Origin of the sequence: Pseudomonas sp. FW305-28, assembly GCF_017351395.1 — a bacterium.
Classification (GTDB): Bacteria; Pseudomonadota; Gammaproteobacteria; order Pseudomonadales; family Pseudomonadaceae; genus Aquipseudomonas; species Aquipseudomonas fluorescens_AA.
The window spans coordinates 110,838-135,836 of record NZ_JACNDD010000001.1 but is presented as its reverse complement, the minus strand read 5'-3'; the positions used below and the strand labels follow the sequence as shown (position 1 = coordinate 135,836).

Here is a 24,999-nt window from a genome sequence, read left to right as displayed (position 1 = left end):
GGCCCACGTCACGGTAGCGTGGCACATCCGATCGCCATTCTCGCTCTCCGGCCAGGTGTCTTTGGCGCACCTGGTCCGGGGCATCCTCACAGCTTGCCACTCCCGGGGGTTGGCGATTGCACATGGACGACGAAACGTGTTCTGAAAGCGACTCCTTGAAAGCCGTCCCCGTGAATCAGCGTGCCTGAACAAGTATAGACACACGCCGTATCCGCTTATTCGAACCGTCACTTCCCCTTAATGGGTTTGGCGCAATGCATTGGCAACCAGCGTGAATGCAGGCGAAGGTTGCCGTCGGCTGGGATAGTACAAATAGTAGCCAGAAAACGGCGGGCACCAATCTTCCAGCACGCGCACCAGCCGCCCCTCTTGAAGATGGGGTTCAAACTCCTCCTCAGGCAGGTAGGCAATGCCCAGCCCGGCCACCGCCGCCTGCACGATATGGGTCGACGTGTTGAAAATGAGCTGGCCGTCTACTCGCACGTTGACCTGTTTGCCTCGCCGTTCGAAATCCCAGACATAGAGCCCACCCGATGTCGGCATACGCTGGTTGATGCAACGATGGTTCATCAAGTCGCGTGGATGCCCGGGAACCGCGCGAGTGGCGAAATACGCTGGCGCAGCCACGGCCGCCATCCGCAACGGCGGGCCGATCGGGACTGCAACCATGTCCTTGTCGATGGTATCGCCCAGACGCACGCCCGCATCGAAACGATCCGCCACGATGTCTCGAAATCCGTAGCTGACGTCGAACTCGACATTGATATCCGGGTAGTCGTGTAGCAACCCGATCAGTTTGGGCAGCAAGGTCGTGCGCAGGACATGGTCACCGCAGGTGATGCGTACAGTGCCTGCAGGCTTGTCGCGCATGTCCGTGAGCATATCCAGCTCGGCTTCTATCTCATCGAAGCGATTACCGATGGCCTGCAACAGCCGATCGCCGGCAATGGTCGGCGAAACGCTGCGGGTGGTCCGCGTCAGCAACCGGATCTGCAAGCGTGCCTCCAGGCCACTGATCGCCTGGCTCAGCGCGGATTGTGTGACACCCAGCACCCCCGCAGCTCGCGTGAAGCTGCCTTCGCGCGCCACGGTGACGAAAGACAGCAGATCGTTGAGATTTCTTTTGACCATGGCAGCAGCACTTCAAGCCGATTGATTAGCCATGCTTATAGCCTTGTTAAGCACTCATTAGCTAGTCGCATAACTGCTCCCAGGTCACCATGAACCCTATGAACAGAAATACATGCACCGTTGCGATGAGATGGGCCCGGCTTGGTTTGCTGACCGTGATGCTCGTGCCTGGCAGCTACGCAACGCTCAAGGGTGCCGCGTCGGCATCTTCAAAAAGGGAGAACACGGCTATGTGGATGACCGTCGGCGAACACCGCTTCGCCATCGCCTTGGCCGACAACGCTGCCGCCCGCGCGTTTGTCACGTTGTTGCCGCTGACGTTGCAGATGAGCGATCTCAACCGTAACGAGAAATACGCCCCCCTCCCCCAAGCGCTGCCTGCCGAAGCAAACAAGCCGGGAACGATCCGCAATGGCGACCTGATGCTGTACGGCACGGACACCCTGGTCATCTTTTATACGAACTTCAACTCGACCTACGCCTACACACGCCTGGGACAAGTGGACGACACCGCGAAACTGGCTCAAGCGCTGGGCCGGCGGAATGTGCAAGTGACGTTTTCCCAACATTGATTACTCCGCATCAACAGGATTCCCAATGAAGAAGATCATCGTTTTACTCACCCTTCTTGTCTGTTCACTCTCAGCAACAGGAGCCGATATGTCCAACGGCGCAGATAACTTTTATACCAGCGACGACGTGACCGTACAGAAGGTCAATTTCAAGAACCAATATCAAATGAACGTGGCAGGCAACCTGTTCATCCCGAAAAAACTCAATGGCAAGGCAAGAAGTCCGGCGATTGTCGTAGGCCACCCGATGGGCGCAGTCAAGGAGCAGAGCGCCAACCTCTATGCCACGAAAATGGCGGAAAGAGGCTTCGTGACCCTCTCCCTGGACTTGTCATTCTGGGGCGAAAGCGAGGGGCGACCGCGCAATGCAGTCTCACCGGATATCTATGCCGAGGACTTCAGCGCCGCGGTGGACTTTCTCAGCGCCCAGCCTTTCGTCGACAAGGAGCGCATTGGTGCCATCGGTATCTGTGGCAGTGGCAGCTTCGTGATCAGCGCAGCCAAGATCGACCCGCGCATGAAAGCCATCGCAACGGTGAGCATGTATGACATGGGTGGCGTCAATCGCAACGGATTGAAGCACTCCCAAACCCTCGAACAACGCCGGGCGATCATCGCCCAAGCCACACAGCAGCGTAATGTGGAGTTCGCGGGTGGTGAAACGCTTTACACCAGCGGTACGGTGCACCAGTTGGACGACAATACTCATCCTATCCAACGTGAGTTCTATGACTTCTACCGCACCCCGCGCGGTGAGTTCACGCCCTCCGGCTCGTCCAGAGACCTGACCACGCACCCTACGCTGACCAGCAACGTCAAGTTCATGAATTTCTACCCGCTCAACGACATCGAGACCATTTCGCCTCATCCGATGTTGTTCATTGCCGGAGCCGATGCACATTCCAGGGAGTTCAGCGAGCAAGCGTATGAACTCGCCGGCCAGCCGAAGGAACTTGTCATTATCCCCGGCGCCGGGCATGTCGATCTTTACGACAGGGTCAACCTCATTCCTTTCGATAAATTGACGAGCTTCTTCCAAAGCAACCTGAAGTAATACCTGGCCCAGTCGATTTATCTATAAGTGACCTATCGATCTACCCCCGCCTAATCTGCCTGGACGCCTGCGGCTCCCAATCTCGCATCGCCGGCAACAGCGCAGTCCCTCGTTTTCGAACAGCGGCGCAATTGCGCCATCGTCAGGCCCAGCAACCCACAGAGCTGGGCAAGGCGGTCGACCGTCAGCCGACAGTTGCAAATGGAAAATGTTTGCTCGGCGCTGATGGCAGAATGCCGTTGGCTTGGCTACCATTTTTCAACGATGCATCCCCTTTTCGGGGTTGGAATTGTTTCTGGTGTACATCAACGAGCCAGTCAGAGCGTTCCTGTTGATGGTAGGAAAAGTATATTTCAACGTTAACCTTCAAATTTTCATAGCGTTACAAGGAGAGTAAGCATGAACGCAGACTGGCCAGCGTTGGGCTTGAATAACGTAGAACACTCTTTTGGGACCAAGTTTGGCGCCAGCAATAATCCTTTTCTTCAAAAAGCACTGAAAGATCAGAAGAAAAACGGCAACTGCTTCGCTTACTCAATGCTCTGGTGCCGTCAAGGCATAAAATTGAATCGCAAGCTTCAGAGCAAGAGTGAATTAATCACGCACATGCCACTCATGGTCGCCGCACAAGCGATGCAGTCGCAGCAGGTACGACAGAACAAAAAGGGCGCTTATGGGGCAGAGGGAATGTTGGGCGAGGCCTATTACCAAGCGATGGCAGCTGCATTCTGCGTTTGCGCAACGGAAGTTGGCAAAGATGTTGGATCTATTTTGAGCGACCACAAGGGCTGGCTTGACTTGGTGACCAAGTCAGAAGGGTATTATGTCATTGCCTTTATCTTCTCTGGTGGAGGGGCGCACGCTGTAGCGGCGTCGAATAAAGGTAGGGATCTGGTGTTTTTTGATCCCAACTATGGTCAGTATTCAGTCGATAATTACGCGCCATGGGAAATGTTGCAGTACTACGCTGACGTCAAGAAAGGCTGCGACAGCTATGGTTTTATAACGAATTGGATCGCGGTCAGGGTGACCTGAGGCAGCCTCGTGATAGACGCTGAAATCACGTCGCGTCTACGGCCCCTATAGTCATGGCCACTGTCTCACCACAAGGATGCAAATCATCGCTATGCCCCCCATAGAGAGATGAGTCAGGTAACGACCATCGTATGCGCAATATCAAGGAGGATTTGATGATGCGGGAAGCAACCACTGGACTGGAAAAACAGATTGAGATCGCTGCAAAACTACTCTCCCTGTCAGCAAAAATTGGATTACTGATTGGCGGTACGTGCATCGTCAGTTATCTATTGAGCAACGGCCATTACCCGCAAGGCGTATCCGTTGGAGACAGTTTGTTATTCTTGGTCACGGCGTTTTGCTTTGGCCTGGTCTGCATTTATTTCTCTGCAGCCGTTACAGCCACCGGGATATTGCTTTCTCCGATCTTCATCCCCGTGCTCAGGGGCTTCGTCTGGCTACATGGACAATTCTCCGATAAAAAAACCATATTGGAATTCAAACGCCCCAAAATAACGTTCTTCTCAGTATTTTTTGGAATATGCGGCACGCTGACGATTTATTTCCTGACCCATAAAAGCCCCTGGGAGCACATTCAACTTATCCTCCTGCCCATCTTTCAGTACATCGTTTATTCAGCCTATCTGGAACAGAACAATAAAATAAAAGCGGCGCAGCCATCGGCACCGGCAATCGTCGATTCCGAACATCCTGAGCAGAATCCCCCCGCCGAAATGAAACCCTTGAAAAGAACCAGGGCAATGATCGCGGGGGTCATGCTCCTGACGCCCCTTCTCATGGGCGGCGTGACTTCCGACTTGCTGCAAGCGGCCATGAGCTTCGCGCAGATACGTATAGAAAGGGCAACGATTCTGGTGAAACCGCCTTACGCCAACCTGTTGCCAGCCCCCAAGGATTCCCCGCTGGAAAATTACAAGAGATTTGAAAATGCGACGGTGATTTTCCGAGGGGTTGGCAACTCGACGCTCATTGAAATGCACAGCGAGGAAACGGCGATCCGGTTGGAGATCCCCAATGACTCGATCATTGTCGAGCGCCGTGTGAAGCCCATTGCCAAAATCAGGAAAAATCCGGAGAAAACGGAAAGCTGATACCATCCGAACATTGACACGCTGAGCAGAACGACATGAATCGCCGCAAGAAAATAAACCAGTTATTGAAGGCTAACGCCAAAAAAGCCAGTGCCAAGCTGGCACCCAAAAGCAAGAATCAATACATCAGCAAAGCCGACCGCCTGAAACTGGCAGCTGAAGCCAGTGAAACACCCATCACACCTACGCAAAGCTGATCCACGTCACCGCCCCCTTAAGCGCTGCGCCAAAATCGTCGCGCCTGGCTGCTGATCTCAAGCTTGCGCTTCAGTCCTGCCGGGAAGGCTCCAAGCTGCCGCCCCTCCTCTTGAAATCATCTGCCCTCGGCGAAATTTCGGACAGTCAGCGAAATTGCGTCTTGCGCTAAATATATGGAAATACGAATATGCACTTTTCCATATGTTAGGTCTTCGACCAGACGGGAGAGGTGCAATGACTGAGTTTTCCAGCGAACCCCCAAATGACTTTCCAAATCTGGACCTGTCGCTTTTCGATGTACCAACGCCGGAAAAGCTCGCGCAGAGCGCAGAACCACAGCACAAGCCGCGCATACTTCTACTGTACGGATCAACCCGCGAGCGCTCCTTCAGTCAGTTGCTGACCCGCGAAGCGGCACGCCTGTTGGAGCTCATGGGCGCCGAAACCGCAATCTTCGATCCTTCCGGGCTGCCGCTGCCGGACGATGCGCCCGTCGATCACCCCAAGGTACAGGAACTGCGCGACCTGGTGATGTGGTCGGAAGGCCAGGTTTGGTGCTCGCCAGAACGCCATGGTTCGATGTCGGCGGTGTTCAAGGCCCAGATCGACTGGATCCCGCTCGCCCTGGGCGCGGTTCGTCCCTCACAGGGCAAGACGTTGGCGGTGATGCAAGTGTGCGGCGGCTCGCAATCCTTCAACACGGTGAACCAACTTCGCGTGTTGGGTCGTTGGATGCGCATGGTCACGATCCCCAATCAATCCTCCGTCCCCAAAGCCTTCCTTGAGTTCGACGAAGCCGGACGCATGAAGCCATCGTCCTATTACGACCGGGTTGTCGATGTCATGGAGGAACTGATGAAGTTCACCTTGCTGGTGCGTGGCAGAGAAGCCTATTTGGTCGACCGCTACTCCGAGCGCAAGGAAAGCGCCGAAGCACTTTCCAAACGCGTTAACCAGAGGTCCATCTAGGCGCAGCGGCAGAATCAGGATGTGCTGCGTTTGGCTTTTCGAGGCAAAATACGCCCTTGAACCGCAAGGAACGCATGGGTGAGCGCTATTACATCCAAACCCTCCAGCCCAACCCCGAGTTAGGGATCGAAACACCATGGATGAACGCCAAGCAGCCATCAAGAACAAGATCCGCGCCGTGGTGACGAGTAGCGAATCCGACGAGATCACCTATCGATCAGAGTGGCTCGGTTACCTGCCCTTCCCGGTGTTTCAATGGGTTGAATATCAAGGCGAGAGCTTTTCCAGCGACTTCCCCTTCGATTGGACCCTTGAGGATTTGACGAGTCTTGAGCGGACAGGGTTCTTGGAAACACTAGAAGCTTATGAGAACCCGGAAGACCACTTTGATCGGGATATCAGGTATCGCGTTCATGTGGGATGCGTGTAACGCCAGCGGGGTGAAAGAAACTTACCCCTACCGCCATGAGGGCACGCTGTCGATGTCGCAGACGCTGGCCAATTTCGACCACCTCGAGAGTTTCTGAAGAAGATGTATTCGCCGAGCATCGTTCTCCCGCTGAACGAAGCGAACACCGTAGCAGTCGGAGCAACAGGACCCTCGACAAAGAAACCTGGCCCATGCTCCTACGACCCACTGCCCTCGCGACCTTGTTCACCCTGGCTGCCGGCACGGCAACCGCTGCGCAGGAACCTCTGCGCCTGGAAAGCCTGAAACGCTGTGGCGACCTGCTGCAAAGCCAGCATCAGGACTGGTGCCTGACAGCGCGCGGGCTGGGCGACGCAACGCCACAACTCAAGTTGGGCGCAAAGGCACTACCCGCAGACACGGTCCAGCGTGAAGGGGCAAACCTGCGCTTGCGCCTGGACAGCGCCGATTACCAGAGTGGCCCGCTCTGGCTGGAAGACGGCCCCCGCACCAGCAATGCCGCCTGGCTGACCTTGCGTAACAGTCATGTGCTGGCCGCCGGGCCGGACGAAGTGGCGAAGAACATGGACGGCCTGACCACCTACGTCGACCTGGTCAGCGTGCTGATCGAGGAAGACCGTGATGGTCGTCAGGAAGCCGAGCGGCTGGCCCAGAAATACGGAGCGAAAGTGGTCGGTAGCATCGCGCCGCTGAACCTGTACCAACTTCGTCTGCCGGCCAAGGATCTGGTGCAGCGTGACGCCTTGGTCCTGCGTCTGGGCAGCGAGACCAGCGTGGATGCCGTGGTCACCGAGGAGTCCTCGGTCGAAGAAAGCGAGCAGGCCCCTGCCCAGCCTGAAGAGCCGAAGAAACCGGCCCTGGACTCTGACGAATGGGCCGCGAATCGCTTTCTCGACGCGGTGAATTATTACCAACGACGCATCCCCGGGCGACAGCAGCCCATCCAGCCGCAACCGGTGCGCATCGGCCTGATCGAGCGCGATGTGGATTTCGACACGACGGATTTCGCGGACTACCTCGGTGCTTGCTCACCACCGCGCACCTGCCTCTACGCCCGTGATGCGGACAAACCGGACAACCACGGCACAACCGTCGCCGGCATCCTCGCCGCACGCTGGGACGACAGTGGCAACACCGGTTTGCTCCGAGGCCTGGACAAGGCCAGCGGTGGCTTCGAGGTCATCGTCGAACGTAATTCCGATGCCGGGATCACCGCCAACATCGCCGCCTCAGTCAACCTCGTGGAAGATGGCGTGCGCGTGCTCAATTGGAGTTGGGGCATCCATCGCGTCGGCGCCAAAGACATCAAAGGCGATGACGTCGACTCGCTGCTGCGCTCGGGCCTGGCCATGGGCGGCTACGAAGAACTGCTGGAAGAGTTCTTCCTCTGGCTGCGCAAGGAACATCCCGACGTGATCGTAGTGAACTCCGCCGGCAATGGCTCCTCGTTCTCGGGCAGTGACGAATACCGCCTGCCCTCCTCCTTCATCACCGAGCAATTGCTGGTGGTCGGCGGGCACCAGCGCAGCGAACGCACCGGCGTCGCCGTCGACGACCCGGCCTATGCGGTCAAGCGCAGCTCCTCGAACATCGACATGCGCGTCGACATCACCGCCGCCGCTTGCGCCCACGCCTCGACAACCAACGCCGGCCAGCAAGGCGCAGTGCATTGCGGCACGTCCTACGCCACGCCCATGGTCGCGGGCCTGCTGGCGGCGATGCTGTCCATCAACCCGCAACTGCAACCCGAGCAGCTGCGCATGCTGCTACGCCGCAGCGCCATGACCATCGGCGACAACCACGACTTCGAACAGATGGACGCCGAAGACCTCACCGCGCCCATCCTGCCGTCGGAGCGTCGCTACCAACTCAATGACAAAGACGTCGGCCGCTCGGCGCGGCTGGACATGCAAAAGGCCCTGGACCTGGCCGCGCAAAGCCGTGATCGCGTGCGCTGAACCGGTGGGTCATGGGGTCAGTCGGTGGATGGATTGCACCGCGCTCGCCGGGGCTTGGCTTCGCGGGTCCGGCAGGCTTTGGAGCACTCATCAACGCCCCCCGCCATCCACCGCCCATTGTTGCAACGTGGACTTGAAGACCGGGTCGTTCAGATAAGCCACATTGAGTCTCGTCCATGGATTGATACGCGATTGCTCAGGCGAAAAAATGTGCCCGGGAGCGATCATGAAACCCTTCGGCAACAGCAGCCGGGTCAACTCCCTGGCATCGTCGAAATGAGCAAACCTGGCCCATAAATACAGGCTCTGCTCAGGACGACAGAACACCTCGGCCCCCATCTCATCCAGCATTTGCAACGCTGCGGCGGTAGCCGATTTGACCCGCTCCTGAAGCCGAATCAAGTGCCTGAGGAAATGCCCCTCCATTAACACCACGTCGACCGTTCGCTCGCAAAGCTCAGAAGAACTGGTGTGCAGCAACATTTTCAGGTCGCCCAACTCATCGATAACCTCCTTGCTGCCCGCGATGAACCCCACTCTCAGGGCTGCGGAAACGGATTTCGAAAAGCTCCCCACGTACAGCGAACGCTTCAGTTGGTCCAATGCCGACACTCTGATGGCTGCGGCGGGCTTGAAATCAGCCAACGCGTCATCGTCCACCAAAATGAAATCATGCTCCTGTGCCAATTGAACCAGTCGATGCGCCTTACCCGGCGAAATGTCAGACCCTGTCGGGTTATGGCCAACGGACTGTATGAAAAACAGTTTCGGTTTATGCAGGCGCAGGTGTGCTTCTAGCGCATCAAGATCCGGGCCATCGGGCAGACGCGGCACGGACAGCATTCGAGCCCCCTGCAATTGCAGCTTGCCAAACAAAGGGTAATAGCCTGGATCCTCGACAAGTACCGTGTCCCCCGACGCAAGGAAGCGTCGGATGATCAGGTCCAGCCCATGATTTGCACCGTGAGTCGTGACGATTTGCCGAGGATTCGCGCTAATGGCGTAAGACGCCAATTTTTGCACCAGATGCTGGCGCAGGCTGGCATTGCCCAGCCGATTTCCGTACCTGAACAGCGTGGTAACGCCCATCCGCATGATTTGCCGGGTGAACTTGTCCAGGCGCATGTCCATTAACCACTCTACGGGAGGGAATCCTTCCCCAAGAGGCGAATGCCCAGGCTCACGGACGAATTGCTGGCGCATTAGCCAAATGGTATCCATCGCCCTGGCATAGGGCGGCGGTTCCTCGGGTTCGTAGTGACCGCAGGTGCCTTGTTTGACGAAAAACCCCTGCCCATGCCTGGCTTCAACCAAGCCTTGAGAGGCCAGTGCTTCATACGCCGTGATGACCGTATTTTTTGAATGGCCCAACAAACGCATGCATTCACGAAGTGACGGCAAACGGTCGCCCACACGATAAGTGCCGTCGTCAATCTGGGCTGCCAACGAAGCGGTGAGCTGCTGAGCCAAGGTCATTCTGCTCATGCTGAGAATCCCTCCAGTGCCAGCAACAAGGGTACAGCTTAGGTACTGTCTGTCCAAACTGTACCTTCTTTACAGGCACAGAGCGGAATAGTGTGGCTGCAACTTAAAACAACAACCGCGACAGGATTTCCAGATGAGCATCGACTCTCGCCTTCCCAATTTTCGCAGCCTGACGCCTGCCGAGCGCCTCAATCACCTTCAAGACCTGCTCAACCTCCCGGCCGCTGACGTGGCCCTGCTTAGCGACGAAGGCGCGCTCCCGCTCGAAATGGCTGATGGCATGATCGAAAACGTGATCGGCAAGTTCGAATTACCGTACGCCGTCGCCAGCAATTTCCAGATCAATGGCCGAGACGTCATTGTCCCGCTGGTCGTGGAAGAGCCTTCAGTCGTTGCCGCTGCCTCTTTCATGGCCAAGCTTGCCCGGGACGCGGGTGGATTCCTGACGTCCAGTTCTCAACCGCTGATGCGCGCACAAGTTCAGATCGTAGACATTGAAGACCCCTTCAATGCCCGGCTCAGCCTCCTGCGTCACAAAGACGACATCATTGAATTGGCAAACCGCAAGGATCAATTGCTCAATAAGCTAGGGGGCGGTTGCCGGGATATCGAAGTCCACACCTTTGCTCAAAGCCCGAGAGGCCCCATGCTCGTGGCTCACTTGATCGTGGACGTGCGTGACGCGATGGGTGCCAATACCGTGAACACGATGGCAGAAGCCGTCGCCCCGTTGATGGAGGAAATCACCGGCGGGAAGGTACGCCTGCGCATTCTCTCGAACCTCGCCGACTTGCGCCTGGCCCGTGCCCAGGTCCGTATTGCCCCAGCGTTGCTCACCACTGGCGCTTATAAAGGTGAGGACGTGATCGAAGGCATTCTCGACGCCTACAACTTTGCCGTCATCGACCCCTACCGTGCCGCGACCCACAACAAGGGCATCATGAATGGGATTGACCCGCTGATCGTCGCCACAGGTAACGACTGGCGCGCAGTGGAAGCGGGGGCTCACGCCTACGCTTGCCGCGATGGACACTACGGCTCGCTGACAACGTGGGAAAAAGACAGCAAAGGGAATCTGGTGGGCACTCTCGAAATGCCGATGCCTGTCGGACTGGTCGGCGGTGCCACGAAAACCCACCCACTGGCGCAACTTTCCTTGCGCATTCTGGGGGTGAAAACCGCTCAGGAACTCGCTGAAATCGCCGTCGCCGTCGGCTTGGCACAAAACCTCGGAGCTTTGAGAGCCCTTTCTACGGAAGGCATCCAGCGTGGCCACATGGCGCTGCATGCACGAAATATTGCACTGTCAGCCGGCGCGAAAGGCGATGAAGTGACTTGGCTGGTCAAAGAGATGGTCGATGCACGCGACGTTCGCTCCGACAAAGCGGCGGAGCTTCTCAAGCAAAAGCGGGCCGAGTGATGAATAGCCATCTCGACCTGTCCGTTCGATTGGTGGAAGTCGGTGCCCGCGACGGCTTGCAAAACGAGAACCGGACGCTCGCCCCCGCCATACGAGTCGAGTTGCTTAAAAAACTCGCCAATGCGGGCCTGCGGACACTCGAAGCCGGTGCATTTGTCTCAGAACGATGGGTGCCGCACATGGCAGGATCAGGTGACGTCTTTAAAGCGTTGCCGGACCTGCCGGATGTCACCTGGACCGCGCTCGTCCCGAACGCTCGCGGACTGGAGGAAGCGCTGGCAGCGGGTTGCCGCGAGGTGGCGGTATTCGCCGCCGCTTCCGAGGCGTTCTCTCAAAAGAACATCAATTGCTCCATAGCCGAGAGCCTCGAGCGCTTTGAGGCAGTCATGGTGCGCGCCCGGGATGCCGACGTCAGGGTGCGAGGCTATGTCTCGTGCGTGATGGGTTGCCCGTTCACAGGTCACGTTAAACCTGAAACGGTGGCTGCCGTGAGTGCCGCTCTCTATGGGATGGGCTGCTACGAAATCAGCTTGGGCGACACCATTGGAACAGGAACGCCCGCGGCCACCAAAGCGTTGCTGGACGCCTGTACCCGGGTGGTTCCAGTGAACGCCTTGGCAGGTCATTTCCATGACACTTATGGAATGGCGATTGCCAACATCCATACCGCTCTGGGGATGGGTGTTCGTGTGTTCGACAGTTCCGTGGCCGGGCTGGGTGGTTGCCCCTACTCCCCTGGCGCGACCGGAAACGTGGCCACTGAAGATGTGCTTTATCTGCTGGATGGCCTGGGGATCAAACACGGCGTCGACCTGGATGCCGTCGTTGACGCCGGGGAGTTCATTGACGCTCATCTGGGTCGAGAAACGGCGTCCAGAGTTGCACGGGCGCTCTTGGCGAAACGACGACGAGAGGCCTGACTCCGCTACATTCCTTGATGTTCATAACAATAAAAGCTCGCAAGGGCAGCAGGAGGAATCCTTGAAATCCGATCTCTATGAGTTATGGGGTGACACCGTAAACGGTCGTCACCTGATTTACGCCATTGCCATAGGCGCATCCGTCAGCCTGGGTGCTTTTTTCTTGGCCAAACACCTGCTCGTGGGGTGGGTAGACAATGTCCAAATGGCCAAGGCCTACGCCATGCTGGTGGGCATCGTCGGCTGCCTGGTGGGGGGAACCATCAGTGCAAAGCTCTTCAAACCCAACCGCAATGTGGTAGAGCACCAGGCAGATCCTGCGTGGCGAGCAAAGGTTTTATCGGAATTGCAGGACGAGTTCGGAGACCTTGGAAGCCTGTCGGATCTACCCACAGAAACACTCGCTGAACTGCGTGAAATGGATCTTTATGAGGTGTTTGCAGAGTACGAGACAAACCTCACCCGCCCCGCTAACGCTCAAAAAGACGCAACGGTAGCCCCGGTCGCTCCGATCCGGGCCAACGGTGGCCGGTCATGATGACACCCCTGTTGGAGCAGATTCTCATTGCGTTCGGGATGGGCATATTAGGTGCAGTGATCTTCGCCGGGATTGGCCTCATTTCGGGCAGCGATGAAACCACCACCCTCGCCCCACTCACATTGCTCGTGGTGCTGTTGGGTGTACCTGCGCCCGGTGTCCTGACGTTCTTTCTCGCAGGTGCAGTGGCCAAACACATGACTCACGCCGTGCCCACGGCATTACTCGGCATCCCCGGCGACACCCTGGCAACGCCCCTGATGCGCGAGGCCAACTTCCTGCGCAATCTGGGTGTACCGCACGTCGCCCTGCGCAAGATGATTTCAGGCGCGGTTATCGCGGCGCTGATCGCAGTCCCCACGGCGGTGCTTTTCGCCGTGATGCTTGCGCCTTTTGGCGACACGATCAAACGCGCCGCCCCATGGGTTTTCCTGCTCGCTGCGATCGCCATTGCATGGTTTTCCAAGGGGCGACTTGCGGCGGTGCTCGCGCTTGTCCCCTTCGTGATGGTCATCGTCGGTCTGCAAAGCATCACCGGACAATACGGCGTCAAGCTGAGCGTCAGCTATTTCCTCGGTATCGCCATTGGCCCGCTGATTGCCGCGCTATTTTCAATGCTCGCCCCCGCTGAACGGGAGACGATGAGACGCCAGCAGGTGCGCACCTTCTCGCTGTCTGCGGATGTGAAAAGCTGGGGCGGTTTTTTCCCCAACCCGCTCAAGGTGCTGGACAGCAAACAAAGCCTGTGGACTGCGATCACGGCCATTATCTCCAGTGCAACGTTCGTCTTCAGCCCCGTTGCGATGACCGTGATCATGGGCGAACTCGTCGGGTCACGGGTCAAGCATGTCTACCATCGGCTGACAACGGTGATCACGGCCCGTAACGGCGTCACTGAAGCGACATACATCGCTGAAGCCTTGATCCCGTTGATCGCGTTTGGCTTGCCGTTGAGTCCGGTCGCCGCAGGGCCGGCCGCACCGCTGTTCAACGCCCCACCTCGCTTCAGCGTTGACACCGCCACCGGGCAGGTCAACAACCTCCATACCCTGCTCAGCACGTGGGAGTTTCTGGGTTATGGGATGCTGGCGGTGATCGTGGCGATCCTCATTGCCTATCCCTTCACGATGAATTACGCCCACCGGGCAGCGTCCTTCGTCTCACGCAAAATCAGTCACGAAGCGGTGATCTCGACGTTTGTCGGCCTGATTCTGGTGATCGGCATCTGGGAGGGCGGAGCACTCGGCTTACTGGTCATTGTCACCGTCGGCCTGCTGGGTGGTTTTCTATCGCGCTTCCTTGGCTTCAACATCGGCGTGCAATTCATGGGGTATTACACCGCTGTACTGACGGTGCCCGCCATCGTCGCCCTATTGAACGCATGAGCCAATCCAACATAACAACAAGAAGGTCACCCACATGCGCAAAAAACTCTTGGCTTCCCTGTGCCTGGCCTTCAGCGCTGGCATCCTACAAGCCCACGCGGACGCTATCCCCACCCTGAACTACTCGGCGGAGGGCCAGCAACTCCAGGCCATTGGATCACCCGAAAAAGAGTTGCCGACGGTGACAGCCGATCTGTGGCTGAAGGTGTCCGACGGCCCCCTGCAACTGGAAGGTCCATCGTTCGACAGGGCCGGCAATTTGCTGTTTGTCGAGGTGTTCGGGGGGCAGGTTCTAAAGGTCGATCCCGACAAGAAACTCAGTGTCGTTGTGCCGAAAAACGCGCTGGGAAGTGCGGGACTGGCTATTCATAAAGACGGCAGATTGTTTGTGGCAGGGCTGGGTAATTTCAAAAATACCGGCAACCTGACAGCCTACAAACCGGACGGCTCAGGAAAGCAAGTCATCATCCCGGCAAGCAAAAACCATCTGGTGGATGACCTCGTTTTCGACAGCACAGGGGGATTTTATTTCACCGATTTCAAGGGTACATCGACTCAGCCCACCGGCGGCGTCTATTACGTCCCAGCTGGCGGCAAGACAATCGTCTCGATCCTGCCCAATCTAGCGATCGCCAACGGCATTGCGCTCTCTCCCGACGGCAAGACCCTTTGGGTCACTGAGTTCGCGACGGGGCTGCTGCACCGAATCGAACTGAAAGATGCCAAGACAATCGCTCCCTTCGGGGAAGCCGTTGTTTACCGGTTTAGCGGCCCATCACCTGACTCAATGCGTGTCGATCAAGATGGCAATCTGTACGTGGCCCTGTACAGCCAAGGCCGCGTGCTGGTACTCAATCCTAACGGCTTGCCCATCGGCCAGATCTTGATTCCGGGGCGCGAAAAGGGCCACTTTCTTCGCTCGACGAGCATGGCGCTCAAGCCCGACACCAACGAGGTTTATCTCGTGAGCAATGACGGCAGCCTCGGCGAAGGCAGCGCTATTTTCAGAGCCAAAGGCTTTGCCAATGCTGCGAAACTGTACTCCCATCAATAGCAAAATCCCGGCGCATTCCATCATGGTAGCGGTGTCGATTCTTCGATACCGAAAACTTGAATACAGAGCGCCGCACCAATCGAAAGGGTACGTCCGTGGAGCACTGAACAATGGCGAAGGTAGCGGCAAGCCCGCCTTAGCGACAACACAAGCAACCACTGATCAGCGGCTGATCGGGGTCGTTTTCAAGAAATGTAACCATAACCTCCATGCCCGTCCGCAGGGGCGCGACTTCACACCCCCAATCGGAGGGTCCCGTCAGCCAACACCGACTCTTGTCATCAAATCTGTCGTCGCGGTCCCAAGGGAACTTGACCTTGATCCTTGCCAAGCACCCATCACTCTGGATCTCTTCGTCTTGCAGGGCGATGACAACAGCCGTCTGGTCGCTTGGCACCCGAGGCTTCTTGTGGGCCAACGACGGACGATAGGACACATTCCATGGAAGAACGATAAAGCGGTTGCGGTAACCCTGATGGAAGTCACCTTCATGCGCAGCGTTGCCACCGGCGACATCCTCATTCAATACCTGTGGTTGCCGACCTTCGTGGATGACCTGGGTCAGTAGCCATAGGGCGTTCCACTCCTGGCGCGGATGACCCGAGATTTCCAGCACATGGCCGCTGGCTAAGCGAGTCTGGTCACTCTGCCCTTCGGCTTGACGATAAGCCGCATGGCGACGCTCCATAGTGCGAAGACGTCTCTGCTCGCCGTGCTCATGACCGGTGAAACGCTCCAGCCTGTCATCGTCTTCAATGTCCAGGTGTTGCTCGACATCATCGTTGCGGTGCGAGTCACGACGGGGGAGCTGCCCCAGACGCAGGTTGATGCGCTTGATCAGCGGCTCGTTGGTCACCGTATCGCGCGCTTGCCCATAAGCAGTGGGCTGTCCGATCCCGGGGAAAATCGCCTGGTCATCGCCAAACACCAGCACGTGGCCTTGAACGCTGTGTTGGAAGTGAAAGTGGATACCCTCCTCTTCGCACAAGCGCTGGATAAAGTGCAAATCCGTTTCGCCGTACTGGGTACAGTACTCACGCTCTGGGTAGGTCGCCCCCAGGCGAAACCGATAGGCATCGCCCAGAATGCCGTGCTCTTCCAGGATCAAGGCGACGATTCTCGGCACCGAGAACTGTTGATAGATCCTCTGGTTGATGCGGTGCCGCAAGTAGGACAGGTGCGGTACGAGGGCCAGGCTGTAATGTGTCAAACCCTGGTCATGACCGCTTTGTGCGATGTGGTAGACCCGTCCATGAATGCCGTTGCCCGTAGCGCCCAACGTCAGAAAAGCCTCTTTGTCGAAAAGGCTTGCAAGATCCAGGTCAGACCGTTCGCTAACACACTCCACGTTGAAGAGGTAAGGCCTGCTGATCCCCTCTTCCCCAGTGAATGCGAGCACTTGAACATCGTGCTCGAAACCGTTGATGGTCAAACTGAACTGCGTTTGATTGGCTGGGCTGAACATCCACTGTTCTCTTTTTACATAGGGCGGCGCAATGGACCGGAAGACACCGGACTGATGAGTTGACAGGTATTGGCTAACTAGCCCTGCGCCCTGTATATCGGCGTTTACGTATTACTTTCCAGACATGCAAATCAAAGCCGGATCACACGCCACTCTTCACTTTGGTCCAGATCCGCGTGCGGATGCGCTCCAGCTTCAATGGCAGGGGTTCAAGTGGAATAAGTGTCGCGATCGTCTTTTTGTCTGGATAAATCCAGGGATTGTCTCGCAGCTTCTGCTCGACAAACTCGGCGGCATCCTTATTGGCGTTAGGGTACAGCGTATGGTTTGAGGTCTTGGCGATAATTTCCGGTCGCAACATATAATTGATGAACGCCATGCCTTCCTTGGGATGAGGCGCATCTTTTAGCAAAACCAGATTCTCCGACCAGGACAACGCGCCTTCGCGGGGAAGACTGTAGGTAATCTTGCGTCCCGTATTGGCCTTCTCGTTGATGGCCTGTGCCGCCAGGGCACCATTGGCCCATCCCACCACTGCACAAATATTGCCGTCAGCCAGGTCGGCGTCGATTCTGGACGAGTCGAAATAAAGGACATAAGGCCGGATTTTCAACAGCAGGGCTTGAGCTTTCTGGTAATCATCCGGGTTCTTGCTGTTGCTGGGGAGTCCAAGGTAATTCAAGGCAATCGAAATGATCTCGCTTGGCGAGTCAAGCATTGCCACGCCACACGACTGTAGCTTACTGATGTTTTCTTCTTTGAAGATCAGATCCCAGCTATTTACCGGAGCATTATCACCCAATGCCGCTCTGACTTTGTCAACGTCATAACCAATGCCGGTAGTGCCCCACAAATAGGGGACCGCATAGCGGTTACCAGGATCATTGACCGCGAGTTGGGCCAGGATGTCAGGGTCGATATGTGAAAAGTTACTCAGCTGATGACGATCCAAAGGCTGGAGAACGCCCGCCTGGATCAGGCTTGGCAACACATTGGAAGTCGCCACGACCACGTCATATCCGGTGCGCCCGGCCATGACCTTGCTCTGCATGATTTCAGCGCTGTCGAACGCATCCATATGCACGCTCGTACCAGTTTCCTGCTCAAACTCCTTTGGCGTCTCCGGCGCAAGCAACCCGAACCAGTTATACAGATAGATCCCGGGCTCTACAGCCGCCACTGAAGTGCTTATCCCTGCACAGAGAAGCGAGGCCGAAAAAATGGTTCGCAAATGTGACTTTCTCATGCAACATCCTTGTCAAGACGATATGCCCTCATGGCCATCGTAAACCCTGGCAGCGAATATACCGGGTGTTACCGAATAGTAAATACCTACGAATACTTACCTTTGACCTGCTAATTCCTAACCCTAAAGGGGTAGAAAATGCCGTTTGACCTCCATAGCCTGGCTTGGCATCGATCGATTGGGAAGCTGATCATGCAGCTGAATCGCCCAGATTTCTGGAGTTCACTGGTTCGCACATTAAATGAATATGTACAGATCGATAATTGGGTTGTATTGATTTTCAGCAATCGACACGTGCAGGTCGTCAGCCTTCCTGAGGTCGCCGATGCGGAAGAAGTCGACGCATTCACTCATCGCTATGTGAAAGGTCTTTACTTGCTGGATCCGTTTTATATAGCCAATCGGGAAAACCCACAAAGTGGCTTCTTCCACCTATTGGACATTGCACCGGAATACTTTCTTGAAACCGAGTATTACCATCAGTATTTTGCCCAATACATCTCCATGGATGAGGCCCAGTACAATGTCCAACTCGACCCCGACCGAACGTTATGCATTTCTATCGGCAGCAAAGTCCGCTTTAGCCAAGAGCAAATAACCATCCTTGATGTTATCAAGCCGTGGGTGATTGCATTGATGCATCAGCGCATGGGTTTTGAAATTGATGTAGAGAAGACACTGAGCGAGCCGCCGCTGTGGCCAGAAACGGTCAATCAACTTGGCACACAAATTACCGCACGCGAAAGTGACGTACTCCGTTTATTACTCAGCGGTTTCTCCAACAAAGAAATAGCTGGAAAGCTGTCCCTCTCGGCGGAGACCATAAAAGTTCACCGCCGCAACATCTACGCAAAGTTAAACATCAAGTCACAATCTGAACTCTTTGCTCGATTTTTCATGCCAAAACAGAATATTTCCCTCCCCATTGAAGAAGGCAGGCCAGCACGCTGAGTGGCGCGGTCATGCGCCTGCAAGCATCAGGTCCAGATTCTGCACCGCCGCGCCAGCGGCGCCCTTCCCAAGGTTGTCAAACACCGCAGCCAGCAAAACCTGCCCGGTCTCATCGTTCTCGAACACCGACAAGCGCAAATCATCTGTGCCGTTAAGCGCTTGGGGATCGAGGAACGTCAACTCCTTAGCTTCCTGCATCGACATCACGTGTACATGGCCCGCATCGGCGTAGTGCCGGGCCAGACACGCATGCAACTGCACCGCGCTCACGCCAGGCGCCAACAAGCGGGTCTGCACAGGTATGGTCAGCGCGATTCCCTGCCGAAAAGCGCCATAGGCCGGCACAAACATCGGCCGCTCCGTCAGCCCGCTTTGCTGCTGAATCTCCGGAACATGCTTGTGCGCCAGCCCCAGCCCATAGACCTGAAACGCCGGCGCCGGCGATGCGCCCTCCCCCTCATACTCTTGTACGCCGGCACGCCCTTTTCCGGAATAGCCCGACACGGCGTAAATATTCATCGGGTAGTCCGTGGGCAGTAGCCCAGCCTCCAGCAGTGGGCGTAGCAGCCCTATCGCTCCCGTGGGATAGCAACCGGGGTTGCTGACCCGCCGCGCCGTGGCGATTCGTCTGGCCTGCTGCGAGTTCATCTGTGCGAAACCGTAGACCCAGTCTGGATGGGTACGGTGCGCGGAACTTGCATCGATCACGCGGACAGCTGGGTTTTTGATGCTCGCTACCGCATCGCGCGCGGCCGGGTCGGGCAGGCAAAGCATTGCGATGTCGCAGTCGTTGATGGCTTCAGCGCGGCGTTGCGGATCCTTGCGATAGTCGGCGCTGAGGGTGAACAGCCGCAGATCGCTCCGGTCGCGCAGACGTTGATGGATTTGCAACCCGGTGGTGCCTTGGTCGCCATCGATGAATACAAGGGGACTTGCCATGGCATGCTCTCGAACATTGAAAATCAGGAGTTCCAATGTTCAGCGACGCGCTAAGATAGGAAAAGTTGAATTTATTAACGCTGGAATTCAGTTTTTCTGAACAAGGGCTCCTATGCGGGAAATCAGTCTGGACCGACTGCGTACGTTGGTGGCGATTGCCGACCTGGGATCGTTTGCCGAAGCCGCGCGTGTGCTGCATCTTGCGCCACCCACTGTCAGCCTGCATATCGCCGACCTGGAGTCGCGGGTGGGTGGCAAGCTCTTGTCGCGCACACGTGGGCGCGTTCAGCCTTCAGCAATAGGGAACACCCTGGTGGAGCGCGCGCGGCGCCTGTTGGCGGATGCGGAACAGGCGCTTGAGGACGTGGAGCGTCAGGTACAAGGATTGGCCGGACGTGTGCGGCTAGGCGCCTCCACCGGGGCCATCGCACAGTTGCTGCCGAACGCTTTGGACACGTTGAGCCAACGCCACCCCGCGATCGATGTGCAGGTCGCGGTGCTCACCTCCCAGGAAACCTTGAAGAAGCTTGCCGAGGGCTCCTTGGAGATCGGTCTGGTCGCGCTGCCGCAGTCGCCGGTGAAGGGCTTGCGGATCGAGCCGTGGCGACGGGACCCGGTCATGGCCTTCTTGCCGGCTCGCTGGGAATGCCCGGATACCGTGACACCCGGTTGGCTGTCCGCTCAGCCGTTGATTTTGAATGACACCACCACTCGCCTTTCGCGCTTGACGTCGGAGTGGTTCGCCAGTGACGGCCGACAGCCTGTGCCGCGCATTCAACTGAACTACAACGATGCGATCAAAAGCCTGGTGGCGGCGGGATATGGTGCGACGTTGTTGCCCCATGAGGCCTCCACGCCATTGCCCGATACCCGGATCGTCATGCGGCCATTAAAGCCCTTGTTGTGGCGTCAACTGGGTATCGCCCACCGCAGTCTGGACATCGAGCGGCCTACGCAACATGTACTGGATGTGTTGTGGGAGTTGAGCGCGCAGTGATGCCCCCCAAATGCTTCGAACTTTGCCGTCGCCAAAGAGACTACCTGAGAGTGCCAGTACCACCGGTGGTCGTGGTGCCACATAACCCTCAAAGCAGCCTTTAGTGACAGAATCCCCAATCGACCGTTTCGGAGACCCCCATGCTTCGCGTATTTGAACAAAGGCTCGACCCTTTCCCGCCCGACGAGGTACCGCCACCGCCCGAAGGCCTGGCTCGGTTTCTCTGGGCCTGCACACGGGGGGCCCGCGGTTACATCCTCGCGTTTGCGCTGCTCAGCGCCGGTGTGTCGATCTATGAAGCCTGGCTGTTTTCCTTCCTCGGCCAGGTCGTGGACCTGCTCTCGACCTGGCAGGCCGGCGGTGAGGCGGCGGCGCAGGAAAGTCGCGTGCTGTGGGGCATGGGCCTGGTCATGCTGGCCAGCATCGGGCTGGTAGCGTTGCGAACCATGGTGCAGCACCAGGTATTGGCGATCAATCTGCCGTTGCGGCTGCGTTGGGACTTTCACCGCCTGATGCTGCGGCAAAGCCTGTCGTTTTTTTCCGACGAGTTCTCTGGCCGGGTCACCACCAAGGTGATGCAGACTGCGCTGGCCGTGCGTGACGTGCTGTTCACCCTGATCGAGATCGCCCCCGGAATCGGCGTGTATTTCATTGCCATCATCGCATTGGCCGGTGGCTTCGCCCTGAAACTGATGCTGCCTTTCGTGGCCTGGATCGTGCTGTTCGGGCTGGCCATGCTCTACTTCGTGCCCCGCCTGGGGAAAGTCGGACAGGAACAGGCCAATGCGCGCTCTTCGATGACCGGACGTATCTCGGACGCCTACACCAACATCACGACCGTGAAACTGTTCTCCCACTCCAATCGTGAAGCGCACTTCGCGCGCGCGGCCATGGAGGATTTCAAACAGACCGGCTTTCGCCAGATGCGTCTGGTCAGCCAATTCGAGATCGTCAACCAGGCGTTGGTGGTGGGGTTGATCATGGCGGCAGGCGGTTATGCCCTCTGGCTGTGGCACCAGGGCGACGTCGGCGCCGGTGCCGTGGCGGCGATCACCGCCATGGCGTTGCGTATCAACGGCATGTCGCACTGGATCATGTGGCAAATGACCTCGCTGTTCGAGAGCATCGGCACCGTGCAGGATGGCATGGCCACCCTTACCCGCGGCCCCAAGGTGCAGGATGCGCCGGACGCGGGAGTGCTGGTGACTTCCGGCGGAGCGGTCACCTTCGACAATGTGAGCTTCAACTACAATGGCGAACGCCAGGTGCTCAATGGCTTGAGCCTGAACATTCGCCCGGGCGAGAAAATCGGCCTGGTGGGCCGCTCCGGCGCGGGCAAATCCACGCTCATCAACTTGCTGCTGCGCTTCTATGATGTCGACAGCGGACAGATCCGCATTGACGGGCAAGACATTGCGCACGTGACGCAGGACAGCCTGCGCAGCGCCATCGGCATGGTCACCCAGGATACGTCCCTGCTGCACCGCTCCATTCGCGACAACATCGCCTATGGTCGACCCGATGCGAGCGACGCACAAATCCGCCGTGCCGCGGCCAATGCCCAGGCCGATGAGTTCATCAGCCAACTGAGCGACCGCCAGGGCCACACCGGCTACGACACCTTGGTCGGCGAGCGCGGCATCAAGCTGTCGGGCGGCCAGCGCCAGCGCGTCGCGATTGCCCGAGTGATGCTCAAGAACGCCCCGATCCTGCTCCTCGACGAGGCGACCAGCGCGCTGGATTCGGAAGTCGAAGTGGCCATCCAGGAAAGCCTCGATGAAATGATGCAGGGTAAAACCGTCATCGCCATCGCCCATCGGCTGTCCACGATTGCGGCGATGGATCGACTGATTGTCATGGACGATGGACGCATCATCGAACAGGGCACCCACAGCGAATTGCTCGCCAAGAACGGCATCTATGCGCGGCTGTGGCACCATCAGAGTGGCGGGTTCCTGGGTGAGGACCGGTGGGTGGGCGAGGCGATGGATCAGGTATGAGCGTGGATGGCCCGGGGGGCAACGCTCCCTTCACCCCGATGGTCCCAGCCGATGACTGGCACCAGTGCCATAATCCCTCCCCGCTCATGCCAGAGACGGATCAATGACCACCGAACGCTACGACCAGCTCGCCATCTTCGCCGCCGTCGCCCAGGAGCGCAGCTTCACCCGCGCAGCGGCCAAGCTGGGCATGTCGCAACCGGCGCTGAGCCGGGCGATGCGTCAGTTGGAGGAGCGGCTGGGGGTCAGGCTGCTCTCGCGCACCACGCGAAGTGTCGCCCCGACCGAAGCCGGTGAACACCTGCTGCGGGTGGTCGCGCCGCGATTCGAAGAGATCGATAACGAGATGGCGATGCTCAGTGAGTTTCGCGATAAGCCGGCGGGTAAGTTGCGCATCACTGCCGGTGAGCACTCTGCGATCACGATCTTGCAATCCGTTCTCGCCAGGCTGCTGCCAAACAATCCCGATCTCAATATCGAAATCATCGTCGACTACGGTTTCACCGATATCGTCGCGGAGGGTTTCGACGCCGGTGTCCGGCTGGGCCCACAGGTCGCCAAGGACATGATCGCCATGCGTATCGGCCCTGATATGCGCATGGCGGTTGTGGGCTCGCCAGCGTATTTCGCCCGATACCCCAAGCCAGTCATCCCTGACGACCTCACGGCGCACAATTGCATCAACCTGCGCATGCCGACCCATGGCGGCCTTTACATCTGGGAGTTCGAGAAAAACGGACAGGAAGTGAACGTCCGAGTGGAAGGCCAGTTGGTGTTCAATACCATCGCGATGCGCCTGGAGGCGGCCCTCCAAGGGTTGGGGCTGGCCTACATGCCGGAGGACCAGGTGCAAGACGCTGTCGCGCAAGGCCGGTTGATTCGGGTGCTGGAAGATTGGTGCGAGCCGTTTTCCGGCTACCACCTCTACTATCCCAGTCGCCGCCAAAGTTCACCGGCCTTTACGCTGCTGCGCGAAGCCTTGCGCTACGTGGGTTGATTGGCCTGGACGGTGTCCAACGCTTCACTGGCACGCTTGGCCGCGGCGGCGTCGCCCTGCTCGTCCAGTAGCTGGATCAGTTGCCGCAGCTGTGCAGCGCTCAAGCCGACTCGCAGGCTGGCGGCCAGGTGCGAGCGCAGTTGCGACTCCACGCCGGGAGTGACCGCCAGCGCGGCGACTGTCGCCAGCTCGCGGCTTTGCCAGTCCAGGTTGTCACGCTCGAAAATGTCGCCAAACAGGTGCGTCTGCAAGTACTGGTTGATGACCGGGACGAAGTCGAACAACGGCCCCTGGACGGGCGCACCGGCAATGCGCGTCTGATTGGCCGTGCCCGCCGCCAGCAACGCGTCGCCGGTAGGAATCAGTCGAGCAGGCTCGCGCCCCGGGTCGTCCTGGACGCCGCGTTGCTTGCGCGCCTCCACCACTTTCATCAATTCGCCGAGGGCGTTGAGGCTGCGGGGAAAGCCACTGTAGGCGTAAAGCTGCACCAGGATTTCCTTCGCCTCGCTGACGGTAAGGCCGGCATCCAGCCCTCGATTCAAAGCAGTGTTGAGACCAGGCATATTGCTCGTCGCCAGGGCGGCGGCAATCAGCGGGATGGCTTGCTGCTTGGCCGACAGGGTTTGCGAAACCGCCACCGTATCCGGCCTGGCCGTAGACGTTCCAGCGGCGCCGTACTGTTCTTCGCTGACCTTCTCCATCCACTCCACGCTCTTGCCCTCCACCGTCCCAGTGACGGCCAGGTGAGTCATGGCGCTCGTCGGCGCAGCACCATGCCAATGCTTGACGCCTGGCGGGCAAACGATGACATCGCCCGGACGGATCTGCTGCACGGGCTTGCCCCACTCCTGCGTCAGGCCGACACCGGAAATCACCACCAAGCGTTGACCGGCGGGATGGGTATGCCAAGCCGAGCGCGCACCCGGTTCGAAGCTGACGTAGGCGCCGGAGGCGCTCACTTCATCGGTAGCCGGGAACAACGGATCGACCCGCACTCGCCCGGTGAAATAGTCCGCCGGGCCTGCGACCGAAGCCTGGCTGCCGGCCCGGCTGATCTGCTGCGAAGTCCGGGATTCATTGGCAGTACCTCCTGCTCCCCAGGCATCGGCAAAGGGAGCCGCAGCGCACACCGCGAGACCTATCAGGGTATTTTTCATGGCA

The 24,999-nt window shown here is 57.9% G+C and carries 23 protein-coding genes; 17 read left to right on the top strand and 6 right to left on the bottom strand.

What is annotated here, in order from left to right; genetic code table 11:
* Positions 1-237: 237 nt before the first annotated feature.
* Complete coding sequence (locus J4E53_RS00610) at positions 238-1,131, bottom strand: LysR family transcriptional regulator (protein WP_060741914.1); 894 nt, start codon at positions 1,129-1,131, stop codon at positions 238-240.
* Positions 1,132-1,256: 125 nt separating this feature from the next.
* On the opposite strand from J4E53_RS00610, the gene J4E53_RS00605 reads away from it, so the two are divergent.
* From J4E53_RS00605 to J4E53_RS00570, 8 genes are all read left to right on the top strand, one after another.
* The gene (locus J4E53_RS00605) at positions 1,257-1,703 is read left to right on the top strand and encodes a cyclophilin-like fold protein (protein ID WP_103308531.1); all 447 of its coding nucleotides are present in this window, start codon (positions 1,257-1,259) and stop codon (positions 1,701-1,703) included.
* 25 nt (positions 1,704-1,728) lie between these two features.
* On the top strand, positions 1,729-2,757 hold the full coding sequence (locus tag J4E53_RS00600) for an alpha/beta hydrolase (protein WP_060741912.1): 1,029 nt from the start codon (positions 1,729-1,731) through the stop codon (positions 2,755-2,757).
* A gap of 399 nt (positions 2,758-3,156) precedes the next feature.
* Positions 3,157-3,792 carry a YopT-type cysteine protease domain-containing protein gene (locus tag J4E53_RS00595; RefSeq protein ID WP_060741911.1) on the top strand — a complete coding sequence of 212 codons (636 nt, stop codon included), beginning with the start codon at positions 3,157-3,159 and terminating at the stop codon, positions 3,790-3,792.
* Between the two features lie 131 nt (positions 3,793-3,923).
* Positions 3,924-4,886: a hypothetical protein gene (locus tag J4E53_RS00590; RefSeq protein WP_256587156.1), complete on the top strand. Its 963-nt coding sequence runs from the start codon at positions 3,924-3,926 to the stop codon at positions 4,884-4,886.
* A 35-nt stretch (positions 4,887-4,921) separates the two neighbouring features.
* Complete coding sequence (locus tag J4E53_RS00585; protein ID WP_081015415.1) at positions 4,922-5,083, top strand: DUF2986 domain-containing protein; 162 nt, start codon at positions 4,922-4,924, stop codon at positions 5,081-5,083.
* Positions 5,084-5,318: 235 nt separating this feature from the next.
* The gene (gene arsH, locus J4E53_RS00580) at positions 5,319-6,053 is read left to right on the top strand and encodes an arsenical resistance protein ArsH (RefSeq protein WP_103308529.1); all 735 of its coding nucleotides are present in this window, start codon (positions 5,319-5,321) and stop codon (positions 6,051-6,053) included.
* Positions 6,054-6,189: 136 nt separating this feature from the next.
* A complete protein-coding gene (locus J4E53_RS00575) occupies positions 6,190-6,483 on the top strand; it encodes a hypothetical protein (protein WP_060741908.1) in 294 nt (97 codons plus the stop codon).
* A gap of 191 nt (positions 6,484-6,674) precedes the next feature.
* Positions 6,675-8,441, top strand: coding sequence for a S8/S53 family peptidase (locus tag J4E53_RS00570; protein ID WP_103308528.1), 1,767 nt, complete (start codon positions 6,675-6,677; stop codon positions 8,439-8,441).
* Positions 8,442-8,531: 90 nt separating this feature from the next.
* Here J4E53_RS00570 and J4E53_RS00565 read toward each other — a convergent pair whose 3' ends face one another.
* On the bottom strand, positions 8,532-9,926 hold the full coding sequence (locus J4E53_RS00565) for a PLP-dependent aminotransferase family protein (RefSeq protein ID WP_060741906.1): 1,395 nt from the start codon (positions 9,924-9,926) through the stop codon (positions 8,532-8,534).
* Between the two features lie 133 nt (positions 9,927-10,059).
* Here J4E53_RS00565 and J4E53_RS00560 point away from each other — a divergent pair, with 133 nt between their 5' ends.
* From J4E53_RS00560 to J4E53_RS00540, 5 genes are all read left to right on the top strand, one after another.
* A complete protein-coding gene (locus J4E53_RS00560; RefSeq protein WP_103308527.1) occupies positions 10,060-11,346 on the top strand; it encodes a hydroxymethylglutaryl-CoA reductase, degradative in 1,287 nt (428 codons plus the stop codon).
* Complete coding sequence (locus tag J4E53_RS00555) at positions 11,346-12,266, top strand: hydroxymethylglutaryl-CoA lyase (protein ID WP_060741904.1); 921 nt, start codon at positions 11,346-11,348, stop codon at positions 12,264-12,266. The genes J4E53_RS00560 and J4E53_RS00555 overlap by 1 nt, the downstream gene beginning before the upstream one ends.
* A gap of 61 nt (positions 12,267-12,327) precedes the next feature.
* Complete coding sequence (locus tag J4E53_RS00550) at positions 12,328-12,804, top strand: hypothetical protein (protein WP_256587155.1); 477 nt, start codon at positions 12,328-12,330, stop codon at positions 12,802-12,804.
* Complete coding sequence (locus J4E53_RS00545) at positions 12,801-14,189, top strand: tripartite tricarboxylate transporter permease (RefSeq protein WP_203225763.1); 1,389 nt, start codon at positions 12,801-12,803, stop codon at positions 14,187-14,189. The genes J4E53_RS00550 and J4E53_RS00545 overlap by 4 nt, the downstream gene beginning before the upstream one ends.
* A 34-nt stretch (positions 14,190-14,223) precedes the next feature.
* Positions 14,224-15,243: an SMP-30/gluconolactonase/LRE family protein gene (locus J4E53_RS00540; RefSeq protein WP_060741902.1), complete on the top strand. Its 1,020-nt coding sequence runs from the start codon at positions 14,224-14,226 to the stop codon at positions 15,241-15,243.
* 136 nt (positions 15,244-15,379) lie between these two features.
* Here J4E53_RS00540 and tssI read toward each other — a convergent pair whose 3' ends face one another.
* Both tssI and J4E53_RS00530 read right to left on the bottom strand, forming a co-directional pair.
* Positions 15,380-16,708 carry a type VI secretion system tip protein TssI/VgrG gene (tssI, locus tag J4E53_RS00535; RefSeq protein ID WP_103308526.1) on the bottom strand — a complete coding sequence of 443 codons (1,329 nt, stop codon included), beginning with the start codon at positions 16,706-16,708 and terminating at the stop codon, positions 15,380-15,382.
* Positions 16,709-16,850: 142 nt separating this feature from the next.
* Positions 16,851-17,954, bottom strand: coding sequence for a polyamine ABC transporter substrate-binding protein (locus J4E53_RS00530; protein WP_060741900.1), 1,104 nt, complete (start codon positions 17,952-17,954; stop codon positions 16,851-16,853).
* Between the two features lie 138 nt (positions 17,955-18,092).
* Between J4E53_RS00530 and J4E53_RS00525 the strand changes: the two genes are divergently transcribed.
* Positions 18,093-18,905, top strand: a complete 813-nt coding sequence (locus J4E53_RS00525; protein ID WP_103308525.1) for a response regulator transcription factor — start codon at positions 18,093-18,095, stop codon at positions 18,903-18,905.
* A 9-nt stretch (positions 18,906-18,914) separates the two neighbouring features.
* Here J4E53_RS00525 and argC read toward each other — a convergent pair whose 3' ends face one another.
* Positions 18,915-19,844 (bottom strand): N-acetyl-gamma-glutamyl-phosphate reductase, encoded by a 930-nt coding sequence (gene argC, locus J4E53_RS00520; protein WP_103308524.1) that lies wholly within the window; start codon positions 19,842-19,844, stop codon positions 18,915-18,917.
* Positions 19,845-19,956: 112 nt separating this feature from the next.
* Here argC and J4E53_RS00515 point away from each other — a divergent pair, with 112 nt between their 5' ends.
* From J4E53_RS00515 to J4E53_RS00505, 3 genes are all read left to right on the top strand, one after another.
* Positions 19,957-20,841, top strand: coding sequence for a LysR family transcriptional regulator (locus tag J4E53_RS00515; RefSeq protein ID WP_060741897.1), 885 nt, complete (start codon positions 19,957-19,959; stop codon positions 20,839-20,841).
* A gap of 140 nt (positions 20,842-20,981) precedes the next feature.
* A complete protein-coding gene (locus J4E53_RS00510; RefSeq protein ID WP_103308523.1) occupies positions 20,982-22,841 on the top strand; it encodes an ABC transporter ATP-binding protein in 1,860 nt (619 codons plus the stop codon).
* Positions 22,842-22,944: 103 nt separating this feature from the next.
* Complete coding sequence (locus tag J4E53_RS00505; RefSeq protein ID WP_060741895.1) at positions 22,945-23,838, top strand: LysR family transcriptional regulator; 894 nt, start codon at positions 22,945-22,947, stop codon at positions 23,836-23,838.
* Here J4E53_RS00505 and J4E53_RS00500 read toward each other — a convergent pair.
* Positions 23,826-24,995 (bottom strand): carboxymuconolactone decarboxylase family protein, encoded by a 1,170-nt coding sequence (locus tag J4E53_RS00500; protein WP_103308522.1) that lies wholly within the window; start codon positions 24,993-24,995, stop codon positions 23,826-23,828. The two genes, J4E53_RS00505 and J4E53_RS00500, sit on opposite strands and share 13 nt — an antisense overlap.
* Positions 24,996-24,999: the final 4 nt, after the last annotated feature.